13 protein-coding genes are annotated in these 16,703 nt (G+C 71.8%); 10 read left to right on the top strand and 3 right to left on the bottom strand.

Annotated features, from left to right (window positions below; all coding sequences use genetic code 11):
* The first annotated feature begins 10 nt into the window (after positions 1–10).
* Genes bchB through puhE form a run of 10 tightly spaced genes read left to right on the top strand, consistent with a single transcriptional unit; the run spans position 11 to position 12,436 of the window.
* Entirely contained in the window at positions 11–1,669 is a 1,659-nt protein-coding gene (gene bchB / locus Q8X39_RS12070) for a ferredoxin:protochlorophyllide reductase (ATP-dependent) subunit B (RefSeq protein ID WP_305749932.1), read from the top strand.
* Positions 1,670–1,682: 13 nt separating this feature from the next.
* Positions 1,683–5,453 carry a magnesium chelatase subunit H gene (locus Q8X39_RS12065; RefSeq protein ID WP_305749931.1) on the top strand — a complete coding sequence of 1,257 codons (3,771 nt, stop codon included), beginning with the start codon at positions 1,683–1,685 and terminating at the stop codon, positions 5,451–5,453.
* A complete protein-coding gene (bchL, locus tag Q8X39_RS12060) occupies positions 5,450–6,352 on the top strand; it encodes a ferredoxin:protochlorophyllide reductase (ATP-dependent) iron-sulfur ATP-binding protein (protein WP_305749930.1) in 903 nt (300 codons plus the stop codon). The genes Q8X39_RS12065 and bchL overlap by 4 nt, the downstream gene beginning before the upstream one ends.
* Before the next feature lies 1 nt (position 6,353).
* On the top strand, positions 6,354–7,097 hold the full coding sequence (gene bchM / locus Q8X39_RS12055; RefSeq protein WP_305749929.1) for a magnesium protoporphyrin IX methyltransferase: 744 nt from the start codon (positions 6,354–6,356) through the stop codon (positions 7,095–7,097).
* Positions 7,094–8,581, top strand: a complete 1,488-nt coding sequence (locus tag Q8X39_RS12050; RefSeq protein WP_305749928.1) for a BCD family MFS transporter — start codon at positions 7,094–7,096, stop codon at positions 8,579–8,581. Before bchM ends, Q8X39_RS12050 begins: the two co-directional genes overlap by 4 nt.
* Before the next feature lie 30 nt (positions 8,582–8,611).
* Complete coding sequence (puhA, locus tag Q8X39_RS12045; protein WP_305749927.1) at positions 8,612–9,367, top strand: photosynthetic reaction center subunit H; 756 nt, start codon at positions 8,612–8,614, stop codon at positions 9,365–9,367.
* Positions 9,364–10,068: a photosynthetic complex putative assembly protein PuhB gene (gene puhB / locus Q8X39_RS12040; RefSeq protein ID WP_305749926.1), complete on the top strand. Its 705-nt coding sequence runs from the start codon at positions 9,364–9,366 to the stop codon at positions 10,066–10,068. The genes puhA and puhB overlap by 4 nt, the downstream gene beginning before the upstream one ends.
* Positions 10,069–10,078: 10 nt before the next feature.
* The gene (gene puhC / locus Q8X39_RS12035; protein ID WP_305749925.1) at positions 10,079–10,543 is read left to right on the top strand and encodes a photosynthetic complex assembly protein PuhC; all 465 of its coding nucleotides are present in this window, start codon (positions 10,079–10,081) and stop codon (positions 10,541–10,543) included.
* A 32-nt stretch (positions 10,544–10,575) separates the two neighbouring features.
* Positions 10,576–11,652, top strand: a complete 1,077-nt coding sequence (gene acsF, locus Q8X39_RS12030; protein ID WP_305749924.1) for a magnesium-protoporphyrin IX monomethyl ester (oxidative) cyclase — start codon at positions 10,576–10,578, stop codon at positions 11,650–11,652.
* 10 nt (positions 11,653–11,662) lie between these two features.
* The gene (gene puhE, locus Q8X39_RS12025; protein ID WP_305750184.1) at positions 11,663–12,436 is read left to right on the top strand and encodes a putative photosynthetic complex assembly protein PuhE; all 774 of its coding nucleotides are present in this window, start codon (positions 11,663–11,665) and stop codon (positions 12,434–12,436) included.
* Positions 12,437–12,496: 60 nt separating this feature from the next.
* On the opposite strand, the gene Q8X39_RS12020 is transcribed toward puhE, so the two are convergent.
* From Q8X39_RS12020 to Q8X39_RS12010, 3 genes are all read right to left on the bottom strand, one after another.
* On the bottom strand, positions 12,497–13,900 hold the full coding sequence (locus Q8X39_RS12020; protein WP_305749923.1) for a sigma-54-dependent transcriptional regulator: 1,404 nt from the start codon (positions 13,898–13,900) through the stop codon (positions 12,497–12,499).
* Positions 13,897–15,870: an ATP-binding protein gene (locus tag Q8X39_RS12015; RefSeq protein WP_305749922.1), complete on the bottom strand. Its 1,974-nt coding sequence runs from the start codon at positions 15,868–15,870 to the stop codon at positions 13,897–13,899. Before Q8X39_RS12015 ends, Q8X39_RS12020 begins: the two co-directional genes overlap by 4 nt.
* Positions 15,871–16,011: 141 nt before the next feature.
* On the bottom strand, positions 16,012–16,703 hold a 692-nt coding region (locus Q8X39_RS12010), incomplete at its 5' end, for an amino acid ABC transporter ATP-binding protein (RefSeq protein WP_305749921.1).

Below are 16,703 nucleotides of genomic sequence, written 5' to 3'. Positions count from 1 at the left end.
ACCCCGCACCATGCAGCTCACGCTCTGGACCTACGAAGGACCGCCGCACGTCGGCGCGATGCGCGTGGCCACCGGCATGCGCGGCCTGCACTACGTGCTGCACGCGCCCCAGGGCGACACCTACGCCGACCTGCTGTTCACGATGATCGAGCGGCGCGGCGAGCGCCCGCCCGTCACCTACACGACCTTCCAGGCCCGTGACCTCGGCGGCGACACCGCCGAGCGCTTCCAGCAGGCGGTGGCCGAGGCGCATGAGCGCTTCCGCCCGCAGGCCATGATCGTCGGCGCATCCTGCACCGCCGAGCTGATCCAGGACGACCCGGGCGGCCTGGCGCGCGCGCTGGCGCTGCCGATCCCGGTGATCCCGCTGGAGCTGCCGTCCTACCAGCGCAAGGAAAACTGGGGTGCGGCCGAGACCTTCTACCAGCTGGTGCGCAACCTGGCCGTGCGCCCGACGACGCCGCGCGCGCCGCTGGCTGGCCGGCGCGCCCGCTGCAACCTGCTGGGTCCGACCGCGCTGGGCTTCCGCCACCGCGACGACGTGCAGGAGATCACCCGGCTGCTCGGCCGCATCGGCGTGGACGTCGCGCTGGTGGCCCCGATGGGCGCGACGCCGGCCGACCTGACGCGCCTGGCCGAGGCCGACTTCAACGTGATGCTCTACCCCGAGATCGCGCAGACGGCGGCCAGCTGGATGAGCCGCCAGCTCGGCCTGCCCTGCACCCGCACCGTGCCGATCGGCGTGGGCGCGACGCGCGACTTCATCCGCGAGGTCGCCGCGCTGGCCGGCCTGGACGCCGAACAGGCCGTCGCCGATGCCGAGCAGGACTCGCGCGCGCCCTGGTATGCCCGCTCGGTCGACAGCAACTACCTGACCGGCAAGCGCGTCTTCATCTTCGGCGACGCGACCCACGCCATCGCCGCCGCCCGCATCGCCTCGCGCGAGCTGGGCTTCGAGGTGGTCGGCCTGGGCAGCTACAGCCGCGAGTTCAGCCGCGAGCTGCGCGAGGCCGCCACCGCGCTGGGCCTCGAAGCGCTGATCTGCGACGACTACCTGGAGGTCGAGGCCGCCATCGCCGCCGCGACGCCCGAGCTGGTGCTGGGCACGCAGATGGAACGCCACGTCGCCAAGCGCCTGGGCCTGCCCTGCGCGGTGATCTCCGCGCCGGTCCACGTGCAGGACTTCCCGGCGCGGACCTCGCCGCAGATGGGCTTCGAAGGCGCCAACGTGCTGTTCGACACCTGGGTCCAGCCGCTGATGATGGGCCTGGAGGAACACCTGCTGGGCATGTTCCGCGGCGACTTCGAGTTCCACGAGGACGCCGCGCCCTCGCACCTCGGCCGCAGCCAGCCGGGCACCGTCGCGACCCCGGTGCCGGCCACGAGGGCCGATGCCATCGAGCCTCGCGCCGAGCCGGTTGTCGCCCCAGCCGCCACGGCCCGCGCGGCCGAACCGATCACGTTGAACGTCGCCCCCACCGCACCCACCGCGCCACTTGCAGCGCACTCGACCACCTGGACCGCCGATGCCGAGCGCGAGCTGGGCAAGGTGCCCTTCTTCGTGCGTGGCAAGGCGCGCCGCAACACCGAACGCTACGCGCTGGACCACGGCCTGAGCGCGATCACGGTGGAGACCCTCTACGATGCCAAGGCCCATTTCAGCCGCTGAACCCGGTGTGCCCATGCGCGTCGTGCTGGTCACGATGGACGGACACCTGTCCTCGGCCGCCGCCCGCGCCCAGCGCGAACTGACACGGCGCCTGCCCGGCGTGCTGCTGCTGGTGCATGCCGCGGCCGACTGGGACAGCCAGCCCGAAGCGCTCGCACGCTGCCGCGCCGACATCGCCAGCGGCGACCTCGTGATCGCCACGATGCTCTTCATGGAAGAGCATTTCCTGCCGGTGCTCGACGCGCTGCAGGCCCGCCGCGAAGCCTGCGACGCGATGGTCTGCGCGATGTGCGCGCCGGCGGTCATGAAGCTGACCCGCATGGGCCGCTTCTCGATGGACGGCAAGACCGGCGGGCCGATGGCCATGCTGCGCCGCCTGCGTGGCAAGCCGGCCGACAAGGCCGATGGCGACGGCGACAAGGCCAGGTCCGGGGCGAGCGCCGGTGCGCAGCAGATGAAGATGCTGCGCCGCCTGCCCAAGATCCTGCGCTTCATCCCCGGCACCGCCCAGGACGTGCGGATCTACCTGCTGGTGCTGCAGTACTGGCTGGCCGGATCGCAGGAGAACCTCGCCGGCATGGTCCACATGCTGGTCGACCGCTACGCCGCCGGACCGCGCGCGGCGCTGCGCGGCCGGGTCACGCCACCCGCGCCGGTCGAGTATCCGGAGCTGGGCCTCTACCACCCGGCACTGGCCGGCCGCATCGCGACCGACGCGTCCGACCTGCCCGCGCGCGGCGGCCCGGCCAGCGTCGGCCTGCTGCTGATGCGGTCCTACCTGCTGGCGGGCAACACGGCCCACTACGACGGCGTGATCGCCGCGCTGGAGGCCCGCGGCCTGCGCGTGGTGCCGGCCTTCGCGACCGGGCTGGACGCCCGTCCGGCGGTCGAACGCTACTTCCTGCGCGACGGCCGCGCGACGGTCGACGCGGTGGTCTCGCTGACCGGCTTCTCGCTGGTCGGCGGCCCGGCCTACAACGATGCCCAGGCGGCCGAGACGCTGCTGGCGAAGCTGGACGTGCCCTACCTGTCGGTGCTGCCGGTCGAGTTCCAGACCCTCGAACAGTGGGGCGGATCGGACCGCGGCCTGCTGCCGCTGGAGGCCACCATGATGGTCGCCCTGCCCGAGCTGGACGGTGCGACCAGCCCGATGGTCTACGGCGGCCGCAGCGATGGTGCCGGCAAGGCCTGCCAGGGCTGCGCACGCGGCTGCACCTTCGAGGCCGGAGCCAGCGCCCACGACATGCACGGCTGCCCCGACCGCGCCGCGATGCTGGCCGGCCGGGTCGACCGGCTGGTGCAGCTGCGCCGCAGCGAACGGGCCGCGCGCCGCATCGGCCTGGTGCTGTTCAACTTCCCGCCCAATGCCGGCAACACTGGCACGGCCGCGCACCTGAGCGTGTTCGAGTCGCTGTTCCAGACCCTGGCGACGCTGCGCCGCGAGGGCTACCAGGTCGAGCTGCCGGCCAGCGTCGACGCGCTGCGCGAGCGCCTGCTCGGCGGCAACGCCGCCCGGCTCGGCGCCTGCGCCAACGTGCACGTGCGCATCCCCGTGGGCGAGCATGTGCGGCGCGAGACCTGGCTGCGCGAGATCGAGGCCCACTGGGGTCCGGCACCGGGTCGCCAGCAGACCGACGGCCAGACCCTGCACGTGCTGGGCGAGCGCTTCGGCAACGTCTTCGTCGGCATCCAGCCAGCCTTCGGCCATGAAGGCGATCCGATGCGGCTGCTGTTCGAGCGCGGCTTCGCGCCCACGCATGCCTTCTCGGCCTTCTACCGCTGGCTGCGCGAGGATTTCGGCGCCCACGCGGTGCTGCACTTCGGCACCCACGGCGCGCTGGAGTTCATGCCAGGCAAGCAGGCCGGCCTGTCCGGCGCCTGCTGGCCCGACCGGCTGATCGGCGACCTGCCCAACCTCTACCTCTACGCCGCCAACAACCCGTCCGAGGGCCTGCTGGCCAAGCGCCGCAGCGCCGCCACGCTGATCAGCTACCTGACGCCGCCGCTGTCGCAGGCCGGCCTCTACAAGGGCCTGGTCGAGCTGAAGGACTCGCTGACGCGCTGGCGCGGCCTGCCGCCCGGACAGGCGCTGGAGCGGGCCTCGCTGGCACCGCTGATCCAGGCCCAGGCGCAGGTGCTGGACCTGGTGCCGGCCGACGCCACGCCCTGGGGCGGCGACGCGATGGCCGCGATCGAGCGCCTGCAGGCCGAGCTGCTGGAGCTGGAGCAGACCCTGATCCCCAACGGCCTGCACGTGCTCGGTCGCATCCACACGCAGGCTCAGCGACTGAGCCTGCTCGAAGCGGCGGCTGCCGCCCAGTTCACGCCCGACCAGCTGCCCGCGCCGGCTGCGCTGCAGGCCCTGGCCGCCGGACGGGGCGCGGCCGAGGCGCTGCTCGCCGAAGGCCGCGCCGCCGAACGCGAACGGCTCGATGCCTACGAGGCCCTGGCCCGCACCGCCCGCCTGCTGACACGCAACCCCGAGCTCGACGCCATCGTGCATGCGCTCGAAGGCGGCTACCTGGCACCCGCGCCCGGCGGCGACCTGCTGCGCAACCCGGACATCCTGCCGACCGGCCGCAACCTGCACGGCTTCGACCCGTCACGCCTGCCCAGCGCCTACGCGGTGCAGGACGGCGCGCGCCAGGCCGAACGGCTGCTCGAACGCCACCAGGCCGAGGGCTACCGCCTGCCCGAGTCGATCGCGCTGGTGCTGTGGGGCACCGACAACCTCAAGAGCGAGGGCGCACCGATCGCGCAGGCGCTGGCCCTGCTGGGCGCCCGGCCGCGTTTCGACGGCTACGGCCGGCTGGCCGGCGCGGTGCTGGTGCCGCTGGCTGAACTGGGCCGGCCGCGCATCGACGTGATGGTCACGCTCTCGGGCATCTTCCGCGACCTGCTGCCGCTGCAGATCCGGCTGCTGGCCGAGGCCGCCTTCCTGGCCGCCAGCGCCGACGAACCGGAAGAGCTGAACTTCGTGCGCAAGCATGCGTTGGCCCACCAGCGTGCCCACGGCGGTGACCTGGAGACCGCCGCGCTGCGCGTCTTCGGCAACGCCGAGAGCGCCTACGGTGCCAACCTCGGCAGCCTGATCGACAACGGCGCCTGGGCCGAGACCGACGAACTGGCCGAGACCTTCGTGCGCCGCAAGGGCTTTGCCTACGGTCGCAGCGGCCGGCCGGTGCAGAAGGCCGCGCTGCTGGCCAGCGTGCTGCAGCAGGTCGAGCTGGCCTACCAGAACCTCGATTCGGTCGAGCTGGGCGTGACCACCGTCGACACCTACTTCGACACCCTGGGCGGCGTCAGCCGCGCGGTGCAGCGCGCCAAGGGCCCGCGCAGCGCGGTCGCGCCGGTCTACATCGGTGACCAGACCGACGGCCAGCACGCGGTCGTGCGCACGCTCGGCGAACAAGTCGCGCTGGAGACCCGCACCCGCATGCTCAACCCGACCTGGTACGAGGGCATGCTCGAACACGGCTACGAGGGCGTGCGCCAGATCGAGGCCCACCTGACCCACACGCTCGGCTGGTCGGCCACGACCGGCCAGGTCGCGCCCTGGGTCTACCGCCAGCTCAGCGAGACCTTCGTGCTCGACCCGGCGATGCGCGAGCGCCTCGCCCGACTGAACCCCACCGCCTCGGCCCGCATGGCGCAGCGGCTGCTCGAAGCCAGCGAGCGCCATTACTGGCAACCCGACGAGGCCACCCTCGCCGCCTTGCAACAAGCCAGCGACGAGCTGGAAGACCGCCTTGAAGGCGTCCCCACCGAAAAGGCAGCCGCATGAACAGCGTCATCGACCTCCCCGCCAGCATGCGCCGACGCCTCGATGGCGAAGGCAGCCTGCAGGTCCAGCTCGACCCGGGCGACCGCATCGACACCGCCAAGGTGTTCGCGATCTACGGCAAGGGCGGCATCGGCAAGAGCACGACCTCCAGCAACCTGTCGGCCGCCTTCTCGCGGCTGGGCAAGCGGGTGCTGCAGATCGGCTGCGACCCGAAGCACGACTCCACCTTCACGCTCACGAAGAAGATGCTGCCCACCGTCATCGACGTGCTGGAGACGGTCGACTTCCATGCCGAGGCCCTGCGGCCCGAGGACTTCATGTTCGAGGGCTACAACGGCGTGATGTGCGTCGAGGCCGGCGGCCCGCCGGCCGGCACCGGCTGTGGCGGCTACGTGGTCGGGCAGACCGTCAAGCTGCTCAAGGAACACCACCTGCTCGAGGACACCGACGTGGTGATTTTCGACGTGCTGGGCGACGTGGTCTGCGGCGGTTTCGCCGCGCCGCTGCAGCATGCCGAGCGGGCCATGATCGTCACGGCCAACGACTTCGACTCGATCTTCGCGATGAACCGCATCGTGCAGGCCATCGGCGCGAAGGCGAAGAACTACAAGGTCCGGCTCGGTGGCGTGATCGCCAACCGCAGCGCCGCGACCGACCAGATCGACCGCTACAACGACCGCATCGGCCTGAAGCTGTCGGCCCATTTCCCCGACCTGGACGTGATCCGCCGCAGCCGGCTGAAGAAGTCGACGCTGTTCGAGATGGAGCCCTCGCCCGAGCTGGAGCGGGTGCAGCAGGAATACCTGCGCCTGGCCGCCTCGATGTGGCTGGGCGGCGAGCCCTGCAGCGCCGTCCCGATGAAGGACCGCGACCTGTTCGACCTGCTGGGCTACGACTGACATGAGCGCGCATGCCCACACCCCATCGAGCGCCCCGGCCCCGGTCCAGGACGCACGCTACGAGCGCCGCCGCGCCGAGGTCGAGACCTACTTCGACCGCACGGCCGTGCAGGCCTGGGAACGCCTGACCTCCGACGAGCCGGTCGGCCGCATCCGCGCCAGCGTGCGGGCCGGCCGTGACCAGATGCGCGGCACCCTGCTGTCCTGGCTGCCGGCCGACCTGCGCGGGCTGCGCCTGCTGGACGCCGGCTGCGGCACCGGCGCGCTGGCGGTCGAGGCGGCCCGGCGTGGCGCCGAGGTGGTCGCCATCGACCTGTCGCCGACGCTGGTCGAGCTGGCCCGGTCGCGCCAGCCGGTCATCGACGGACCCGGCCACATCGAGTTCCGCTCCGGCGACATGCTCGATGCCGGCCTGGGCCGCTTCGATCACGTCGTCTGCATGGACTCGCTGATCCACTACGACGCCCGCGACGTGGTGGCCGCGCTGGGCCGGCTGGCACCGCGCTGCCGCGGCTCGGTGCTGTTCACCTTCGCGCCGAGCACGCCGGTGCTGGCGGTCTTCAAGGCGGTCGGCAAGCTGTTCCCGCGCGGCAACCGCTCGCCGTCGATCGCGCCGGTGGCCGAGGCCGCGCTGCGGCGCGGGCTGGCGGCCGATCCGGTGCTGGCCGAACTGCCGCCGGGCCGCACGCGCCGCGTCGCCAGCGGCTTCTACACCTCGCAGGCGCTGGAGCTGGTGCGGTCATGAAGGCGAGCCTGCCCGCCAGCCTGAACACCCGCCTGGCGCGGCAATGGTCGCGCCTGTCGCCGGATGTCATGCCCTTCGCCGATGCGGTCAGCGCCTCGCTGCCGATGTCGCGGCTGCTGCGTCTGGCGCTGTTCCAGGTCAGCGTGGGCATGGCCTATGCGCTGCTGGTGGGCACGCTCAACCGGGTCATGATCCTGGAGCTGGGGCTGTCGAGCTGGCTGGTCGCGCTGATGGTGGCGCTGCCGCTGCTGGCCGCACCCTTCCGCGCGGTCATCGGCCACCGCTCGGACACGCACCGCTCGCTGCTGGGCTGGCGTCGCGTGCCCTACCTCTGGCTGGGCACGCTGCTGCAGTTCGGCGGCCTGGCCATCCTGCCCTTCAGCCTGATCCTGCTGTCGCCCGATGCCGGCGTCAGCGTCGCCGCCCAGGTGGTCGGCCATGCCGCCGCGCTGGGCGCCTTCCTGCTGGTCGGCGCGGGCATGCAGACGACCCAGACCGCCGGCCTGGCGCTGGCCACCGACCAGGCCACGCCCGAGACCCGGCCGCGCGTGGTCGCGATGATGTACGTGATGCTGCTGCTGGGCATGGTCGGCGCCAGCGGGCTGTTCAGCCTGGTGCTGGCCAGCTACAGCCCGACCCGGCTGGTCGGCGTCGTGCAGGGCGCGGCGGTCGCCACGCTGCTGCTCAACCTGTTCGCGCTGTGGAAGCAGGAGCCGCGCGGCGCACGCCGAGCGCAGCCGGATGAACCGGACACGCCGCCAGCAGCCCGCGAGGCGTTCTCGACGGTCTGGGCGCGTTATGCCGCCCAGCCCAAGACGCTGCGCTTCCTGGTCGCGCTGGCGCTGGGCACGGCGGCCTTCAACATGCAGGACATCGTGCTGGAGCCCTATGGCGGCGAGATCCTCGGCCTGAGCGTCTCGGCCACCAGCCTGCTCACCGCGGTGATGGCGCTGGGCTCGGCCTGCGCCTTCCTGATCGCCACGCGGGTCCTGCGCCTAGGCTTTGATCCCTACCGGCTGGCGGCCGCCGGCGTGCTGGTCGGCATCGTCGCCTTCTCGGCGGTGGTGTTCGCCGCACCGCTGGGCTCGGGCCTGCTGTTCCGCGCCGGCAACTTCCTGATCGGCCTGGGCAGCGGCCTGTTCGCGCTGTGCACGCTGGTCATCGCCATGGGCCTGAAGCAGGACGACGGCGCCGGGCTGGCGCTCGGTGCCTGGGGCGCCGTGCAGGCCACCGCCGGCGGCGTCGCCGTCGGCCTGGGCGGCACGCTGCGCGACGCGGTCCACCTGCTGGGCAGCCAGGGCTGGCTCGGCGAGGCGATGTCCGAGCCGCAGGTCGCCTACAGCGTCGTCTACCACACCGAGCTGGCGCTGCTGTTCGCGACGCTCGTTGCCATCGGTCCTCTGGTGCGGCGTCACGGCCGTCCCCACGACCCGTCGCCCGTTCCCCACCAGCAGCGCCTCGGGCTGGCCGAGTTCCCGGGCTGATCCCACCCCACCCAACAGTTGGAGACTTCCATGCAAACCGGTGCCATCACGGGCTACATCGACGTGGCGCAGCTCGCGCTCTACGCGTTCTGGATCTTCTTTGCGGGCCTCATCTACTACCTCCACCGCGAGAACAAGCGAGAGGGCTATCCGCTCGAATCGGACCGCTCCGGCTCGATCAAGGTGCAGGGCTTCCCGAGCGTGCCCGAGCCGGTCAGCTACCGGCTGGCCGATGGCCGCACCGTCCAGGCCCCGAACGACCGGCGCGACAACCAGCCGCCGCTGCACGAGGGTGTCTGGCGCGGCATGCCGCTGACGCCCACCGGCAACCCGCTGCTGGCCGGCGTCGGTCCGGGCAGCTGGGCCGACCGGGCCGACGTGCCCGACACCCAGGTCGACGGCACGCCGCGCATCGTGCCGCTGCGGGTCGCGCCGGGCTTCGGCGTCTCGTCCAAGGACATCGACCCGCGCGGCCTGCCGGTGCTGGGCGATGACGGCGTCGAGGGCGGCGAGGTGGTCGACGTCTGGGTCGACCGCTCCGAGATGCTGCTGCGCTACCTGGAGGTGCGGGTCGCCGGCGGCGGCCACGTGCTGCTGCCGATGAACTTCGCCCGCATCCAGCCGCGTGCGGTGCGGGTGCAGTCGCTGCTGGGCCACCAGCTGCGCGGCGTGCCGGCCACGCGCCACCCGGAGCAGGTCACGATGCTGGAGGAAGAAAAGGTCATGGCCTATTACGGCGCCGGCACGCTCTACGCCACGCCGCAGCGCCAGGAGCCGCTGCTGTGAAGGCGGTCGACCGGCTCGCACCCGAGCACGAACATGAGTTCGAGGCCGTGCCCGGCCTGCCCGAGGCCCTGCCGCCGGGCGAGACCGTGCTCTGGCAAGGCCGGCCGCAGGCGCTGGCCATGGCGCGCCAGGCGCTGCGGCTGGACATCATCGCGGTCTACTTCGCTGGCCTGATGGCCTGGCGGCTGGTGTTGTCGCTGATGGACGGCGACAGCGCCGCGCAGACCGCGATGGCACTGGCCCGGCTGCTGCCGCCGATCGCGGTCGCCACCGGCCTGCTGCTGGGCCTGGGCTGGCTGATGGCCCGCACCACGCTCTACACGCTCACCAACCGTCGCGTCGTGATGCGGCTGGGCATCGTGCTGGGCATCACCTTCAACCTGCCGCTCTCGCGCATCGAGGCCGCCCGCCTCAAGCCGCGCCGCGACGGCGGCGGCGACATCGCGCTGGTGCTCGCCGGCGGTGACCGCATCGCCTACCTGCACCTGTGGCCACACGTGCGGCCCTGGCGGATGCGCCAGACCGAGCCGATGCTGCGCGCCCTGCCGCAAGCCGCCGAGGTGGCTCAGCGACTGAGCCAGGCCTGGCAGCTCGCGCGCGGCGAGTCGCCCACCGCCACCACGGCCAGGCTCCCGACCACCGCGCCAGCCTCATCCGGCCACAGCCTGCCGGGCTACGCCTCACCGGCCAGCCTGGCCTGACGGGATCGCCATGTCCACGCCTGCCCTGCCCTCCGCCACGCCGCCCGTCACCGGCCGCGCCCCCGTGTTGCCGCTGGCGGCCATGGCCGCGCTGGTGCTGTGCGCGCTGGTCGGCGCGGCGGTCGTGCGCGGCGCCGGCATCAGCCCGGTGCAGCGCGCCGACGCGGCCACGGTGCGCAGCATCAGCCTGCGCTTCGAGGACCGCAGCGACGGCGCCATCCTGATCCGCGAGGCCGGCAGCGGCCAGCTGCGCGCCACCGTCGAGCCCGGCACGCAGGGCTTCCTGCGCAGCACCGTGCGCGGCCTGGTGCGCGAACGGCGTCGCCAGGGGCTCGGCCCGGAAGTGCCTTTCGAGCTGCTGGGCCGGGCCGACGGCCGCCTGACGCTGCTGGACCCGGGCACCGGCCGACGCATCGACCTCGAATCCTTCGGACCGACCAACGCGGCCGTGTTCGCCCAGCTGATCACGCCCTGACCCACCGGATCCCCGGATCCCAGGAGACCTCGATGGAACAAGCCCTCGACCTGAACAGCCCCGACGACGCCGCCGCGCTCGCCAAGCGCAACAGCCTGCTGACGCCGCGCTTCTACACCACCGACTACGCCGCGATGGATGCGCTGGACATGTCGCCGCTGCGCGCCGAATGGGACACGATGCTGGCCGAGTACGAGGGCGACAACAACCACGACCACTTCCAGCGCACGCCCGACTTCGCCGACGAGGTGGCCGCGCTGTCGGCCCAGTGGACGCCGCAGCTGCGGCGCGATTTCCAGGACTTCCTCGTCAGCTCGCTGACCAGCGAGTACTCCGGCTGCGTGCTCTACAACGAGATCCAGAAGCACATCCAGAACCCGGACATCCGCACGCTGATGCGCTACATGACGCGCGACGAGTCGCGCCATGCCAACTTCATCAACCAGTCGCTGAAGGACTTCGGCCTGGGCGTGGACCTGCTGGCGCTGAAGAAGACCAAGTCCTACACCTACTTCAAGCCCAAGTACATCTTCTACGCGACCTATCTGTCCGAGAAGATCGGCTACGCCCGCTACATCACCATCTTCCGGCAGCTGGAGAAGCATCCGGAGCTGCGCTTCCATCCGATCTTCCGGTGGTTCGAACGCTGGTGCAACGACGAGTTCCGGCACGGCGAATCCTTCGCGCTGATCATGCGGGCCCAGCCCCACCTGCTGCGCGGGGCCAACCTGCTGTGGGTGCGCTTCTTCCTGCTGGCGGTCTACGCGACGATGTACGTGCGTGACCACACCCGGCCCTGGCTGTGCGACGCGCTGGGCATGGATGCCACCGCGTACGACCACCGCGTCTTCGACATCACCACGACCATCGCGCGCCAGGTCTTCCCGATCAGCCTGGACACCGGCTCGGCGGCCTTCCGCGCCGGCCTGGACCGGCTGCTGCACTGGTCGCTCAAGGCCGATGCGGCCAAGGCCCGCGGTGGCCTGATCGGCAAGCTGCAGCAGGGCCTGTGCGCGGTCGGTGCGGCCGCCACCTTCGTGCGGCTCTACCTGCTGCCGGTGCAGCGCCACGAGCTGCCGGCGCAGATCCGGGTCGCCCCGAGCTGGTGAGCACGACGTGATGCTGCTCGGCGCCGCGCTCTACACCGTGCTGGTGTGGTGGCTGAGCACGGGCGTGATCCTCTACCTCAACGGCCTGCCGCGCGAGCGGCATCCGGCCCTGATGGCGGTGGCCACGGTGCTGCTGGGCGTCGCCCTGTGCGGCGTCTCGGCCACCGCCGCCGACACCGGCGTGGGTGGCGCCTACCTGGCCTTCAGCGCCACGATCGCGGTCTGGGGCTGGCAGGAACTGGGCTTCCTGCTCGGCTACGTGACCGGCCCGCGCCGCATCGCCTGCCCAGCCGGTGCGCGCGGCTGGCAGCGGCTGCGCCATGCTCTGATGGCCATCCTGTACCACGAGCTGGCGCTGATCGCGCTCGGCGCGGCCGTGCTGGCCCTGACCTGGCAGCAGCCCAACCCGGTCGCGCTGTGGACCTTCGTGGTGCTGTGGGTGATGCGCACCTCCGCCAAGCTCAACGTCTTCCTGGGCGTGCGCAACCTGTCGGAGAGCTTCCTGCCGGCCCACCTGCGCTACCTGCACAGCTACTTCCGGCAGCGGCCCGGCAACGCGCTGTTCGCCAGCAGCGTGATCGCCTCGACCGGCGTCGCGGTCGCCGTCTGGGACATCGCCGCCGCGCCCGATGCGACGCCCTACCAGGCCAGCGCCGCCGCGCTGGTCGCGATGCTGCTGAGCCTGGCCGTGCTGGAACACTGGTTCATGGTCCTGCCGCTGCCCAGCGAGCGGCTGTGGCGCTGGGGCCTGCGCTCCCGCGAAGGCCACACGCCGCCGGCCTGAACGGTCGACGGCACGGCCCGTCGGGGCCGTGGCTGCGGGACGCCACAGCCGGGGGCACCATCATTCCCCCGCTTGCAGACCGTGCTTGCGGATCTTGTCGACCAGCGTGGTCTTGGCCATGCGCAGCGCCTTGGCGGTGCGGGTGACGTGGTGGTCCTGGCGCCGCAGCTCGTCGGCGATCAGGCCGCGCTCGAAGGCATCGACCCGCTCGCTCAGCGACGCCCCTTCGGCCACCGAGCCGGAAGGCTCCGAACCATCGTCCGCGACGCCCCCGCCGGCCGCGCCCGGCGCGCCCGGCAGCGTCGATGCGGCCGGCAGCAGCGGCTCCTTGGTCACGCCCAGCACCAGGCACTCGGCCACGTTGCGCAGCTCGCGCACGTTGCCGGGCCAGTCGTGCGCCATCAGGCGGTGCAGCTGCGCGGTGGTCGGCGCAGGTTGCGGCCGGCCGTAGCGGCTGGCGGCCAGCAGCATGAAATGCTCCAGCAGCAGCGGGATGTCCTCGCGCCGCTCGCGCAGCGGCGGCAGGTCGATGGTGACGACGTTGAGCCGGTAGTAGAGGTCGGCGCGGAAGCTGCCCTCGCGGGCCCGCTGCATCAGGTCGTCCTTGGTCGCGGCGACCACCCGCACATCCACCGGCTGGCCCTGGTTGGAGCCCAGGCGCTCGACCATGCGGTCCTGCAGCACCCGCAGCAGCTTGACCTGCACCGCCAGCGGCATGCTTTCCAGCTCATCGAGGAACAGCGTGCCGCCGTGGGCATGCTCGATCTTGCCGATGCGGCGCTTCTGCGCGCCGGTGAAGGCACCGGCCTCATGGCCGAACAGCTCGCTGTCGATCAGGTTGTCGGGCAGGCCGCCACAGTTCAGCGCGACATGGGGCGCGGCCTTGCGGCGCGAGTGCTCGTGCAGCGCGCGGGCGACGACCTCCTTGCCGGTGCCGGTCTCGCCGCGGATCAGCACGTCGACCGGCGTGTCGGCCACCTCCATCACCATCTGCCGCACCCGTACGATCTGTGGCGAGCGGCCGACCAGCTGGCCGGCCAGGCCCTCGCGCACGCCCAGCGCGCGGCGCAGCGCGGCCACCTCCAGCGTCAGGCGGCGCTTGTCCAGCGCACGCTTGACGACCTCGACGAAGACCTCCGGCGAGAAGGGCTTGGGGATGAAGTCATAGGCCCCGCTGCGCATGGCCTCGACCGCCAGGCTGACGTCGCCATGGCCGGTGATCATGATGACGGGCAGCTCGGCATCGAGCGCCTGGCACTCGCGCACCAGGCTCAGGCCGTCGGCCCCGGGCAGGCGCATGTCGGTGACGACGATGCCGGCATGGTCCGCGCCGATGCGCGGGCGCGCGGTCTCGACGCTGTCGACCGCCTGCACGCGCAGGCCGGCCAGTTGCAGCGCCTGCACGCAGCCGAGCTGCACATGCGGGTCGTCCTCGACAAGCAAGACGGTCAGGTCGGAACTCATGGCGTGGCGATGTGGGCGATCGTGGAAGGAGGGGCGGTCGGCGGCAGCGGCAGGCGCAGCACGAAGCGGGCACCGCGTGGCCGGGCGGCATCGGCGTCGGTCAGTTCGGGATCGGCCGGGCTGCTCGCCTCGATCTCGCCGCCGAACTCTCGCACGATGTCGCGCGAGATGGCCAGCCCCAGGCCCAGGCCGGCGCCGGCCGGCTTGGTCGTGTAGAAGGGCTCAAACAGGTGCTCGGCGGTGGCGGCATCGAAGCCGGGGCCGCTGTCGATGACCTGCAGCAGCAGCGCGTCGTCGCCCGACGCGGCCGGCAGCGCCTCGATGCACAGGCGTTTCTCGGGGCTGTCGTGCATCGCGTCGAGGGCGTTGCCGATCAGGTTGATCAGCACCTGTTCGAGCCGGTTCGGGTCGCACCAGACACGCGGCAGCGCGGCCTCGGCGGTGCAGCGGTTGTCCAGCTGCACGCCGGCCCGGCGCAGCCGCTGGTCGTAGAGGAACAGCGCGTGGCGCACGGCCACCGCGACATCGGTGGCGGCCGGCTGGGCGGCGGACTTGCGGGCAAAGCTCTTGAGCGGATGGATGATCCCGCCCATCTGGTCGGCCAGCCGCGCGACGATGTCGAGGTTGCCGCCGACGGCCTCCAGGTCGCCCCGGCGCAGGAACTCGCTCGCATTGCCCGACAGCGTGCGGATCGCGCCCAGCGGCTGCGTCAGCTCATGCGTGATGCCGGTGGCGAGCTGGCCCAGCACGGCCATCTTGGCGGCATGCACCAGCTCGTCCTGGGCCGCGCGCAGGGTCTGCTCGGCCTGCTCGCGCTCGGCCACTTCCTTGCGCAGCCGGACGTTGGTCTCGCTCAGCGCGCGGGTGCGCTTGGTGACCTTGTGCTCCAGCTCGGTGTTGACGCGTTCGAGCATCTGCTTGGCCTCCAGCTTCTGGCGCAGCAGCCGGCGGCGTTGCAGCAGGTAGAGCAGCAGCAGCTGCACGAAGGCCGCCGCGACGCCGCAGAGGATGCCGTAGCGCATGGCCTGCATGCGCACGCCGCGCAGGTCCGAGAAGATCAGCACGCGCCAGTCCATGCCGTCGAGCGTGCGGCCCAGCACCAGCATCTCGGCACTGCCGCGCGGCAGCAGGGCCGAGCTGGCCGGCAGGACGCCTTCGACCACCTGGCTCTCCTCGTCGACCGAGAGCTGCACGGGCAGCGGGAAGCGCTCGATGCGCAGGTCGTCGTAGAGCCGGTTGATCTGCAGGTCCACGCGCCGCTCCAGCGGCAGCTCGGCCAGCGCGGTGTAGCGCCACTCGCGCTGAGAGGACAGGATCACGACCTGGTTCGCATCGGCCAGCAGCGCGGGCGCACCCAGCATCTCCCAGATCTGCTCGATCGGCGACAGGCTGATCTTGATCGCCGCGACGCCGACCACGCGCGCGCCGTCGCGGATCGGGTGCGAGACGAAGTAGCCCGGCTCGCCGCGCCGCGCGCCGATCGCGAAATGGCGGCCGACGCGGCCGGCCAGCGCCTCCAGGAAATACGGCCGGTAGGCCAGGTCCGAGCCGATCAGGCTGTCGTCGTTCTGGTCGGCGTTGCTGGACGCCAGCACCACGCCGCGCTCGTCCAGCACGAAGACCGCGAGGCTGCCCAGGTGCGCGTTCAGCCGCCGCAGGTAGCCGCTGGCATCGGCCACGCGACGCGGCTCGTCGGGCGCGCGCAGCAGCGCCAGCACGTCGGCGCTGAGCTGCACGGTGGCGGGCACGTGTTCGAGCCGGCGGATGCGGCCCTCGACCACCGCCGCGAACAGGTCCAGCCGGTGGTTGGACTCCAGCCGCAGCGCCGCCATGCCCTGGCGCTCGCTGAGCACGTAGCCGCCCCAGCAGCCCAGCACGATCGCGACGACCGCCGCCAGCACGCCCAGCAGTCGCAGGAAGGCCCGCCACCACGGCCGGGGCGGCCCGAAGACGGTCGAATCAAGGGGCATGCGCCATTCTCGCGTCGGGGGAGTTTCGCCATCCATGATCCGAGCGCGGCAGTGACCCAGCGGCACCGCTGGATCCGGCTCCGCCGGGCCAGCCGGTGCGCCCCCTTGAGGGGGAGCAGCGTGAGCCGCTCCGGGGGTGGATCAATGACTCAGGATCTTCGAGAGGAAGTCCTTGGCGCGTGGCGAGCGGGCGTCCGGGTTGCCGAAGAACTCGTCGCGCGGGCAGTCCTCGATGATCTTGCCGGCGTCCATGAAGATGACGCGGTGGCTGACCTTCCGGGCGAAGCCCATCTCGTGCGTGACGACCATCATCGTCATGCCCTCCTGCGCGAGCTTGACCATCACGTCGAGCACCTCGCCGACCATCTCCGGGTCGAGCGCGGAGGTCGGCTCGTCGAACAGCATCACGATCGGGTCCATGCTGAGTGCCCGGGCGATCGCCACGCGCTGCTGCTGGCCGCCCGAGAGCTGGCCGGGGAACTTGTCCTTGTGGGCCGACAGGCCGACCCGGTCGAGCATCTTCAGCCCACGCACCAGCGCATCGTCCTTGCTGCGGCCCAGCACCTTGATCTGCGCCAGCGTCAGGTTCTCGGTCACCGACAGGTGAGGGAACAGCTCGAAGTGCTGGAACACCATGCCCACGCGCGAGCGCAGCTTGGGCAGGTCGGTCGTGGGCGCGCTGATGCTGATGCCGTCGACCACGATGTCGCCCTTCTGGATCGGCTCCAGCGCGTTGACCGTCTTGATCAGCGTGGACTTGCCCGAGCCCGACGGACCACACACGACCACCACCTCGCCCTTCTGGATCTGCGTGCTGCAATCGGTCAGGACCT

The sequence above is a fragment of the Leptothrix discophora genome (assembly GCF_030705305.1).
Classification (GTDB): Bacteria; Pseudomonadota; Gammaproteobacteria; order Burkholderiales; family Burkholderiaceae_C; genus Sphaerotilus; species Sphaerotilus discophorus.
The sequence above is the reverse complement of the archived record's forward strand: the minus strand, read 5'-3'. Positions and strand labels throughout refer to the sequence as shown.

Coding starts and splice junctions, on each gene's coding strand:
- Q8X39_RS12050 (WP_305749928.1), top strand. CDS start 7,094: ATGAAGGCGAGCCTGCCCGCCAGCCTGAACACCCGCCTGGCGCGGCAA.
- puhC (WP_305749925.1), top strand. CDS start 10,079: ATGTCCACGCCTGCCCTGCCCTCCGCCACGCCGCCCGTCACCGGCCGC.
- bchM (WP_305749929.1), top strand. CDS start 6,354: ATGAGCGCGCATGCCCACACCCCATCGAGCGCCCCGGCCCCGGTCCAG.
- Q8X39_RS12020 (WP_305749923.1), bottom strand. CDS start 13,900: ATGAGTTCCGACCTGACCGTCTTGCTTGTCGAGGACGACCCGCATGTG.
- puhA (WP_305749927.1), top strand. CDS start 8,612: ATGCAAACCGGTGCCATCACGGGCTACATCGACGTGGCGCAGCTCGCG.
- puhE (WP_305750184.1), top strand. CDS start 11,663: ATGCTGCTCGGCGCCGCGCTCTACACCGTGCTGGTGTGGTGGCTGAGC.
- acsF (WP_305749924.1), top strand. CDS start 10,576: ATGGAACAAGCCCTCGACCTGAACAGCCCCGACGACGCCGCCGCGCTC.
- Q8X39_RS12065 (WP_305749931.1), top strand. CDS start 1,683: ATGCGCGTCGTGCTGGTCACGATGGACGGACACCTGTCCTCGGCCGCC.
- bchL (WP_305749930.1), top strand. CDS start 5,450: ATGAACAGCGTCATCGACCTCCCCGCCAGCATGCGCCGACGCCTCGAT.
- Q8X39_RS12015 (WP_305749922.1), bottom strand. CDS start 15,870: ATGCCCCTTGATTCGACCGTCTTCGGGCCGCCCCGGCCGTGGTGGCGG.
- bchB (WP_305749932.1), top strand. CDS start 11: ATGCAGCTCACGCTCTGGACCTACGAAGGACCGCCGCACGTCGGCGCG.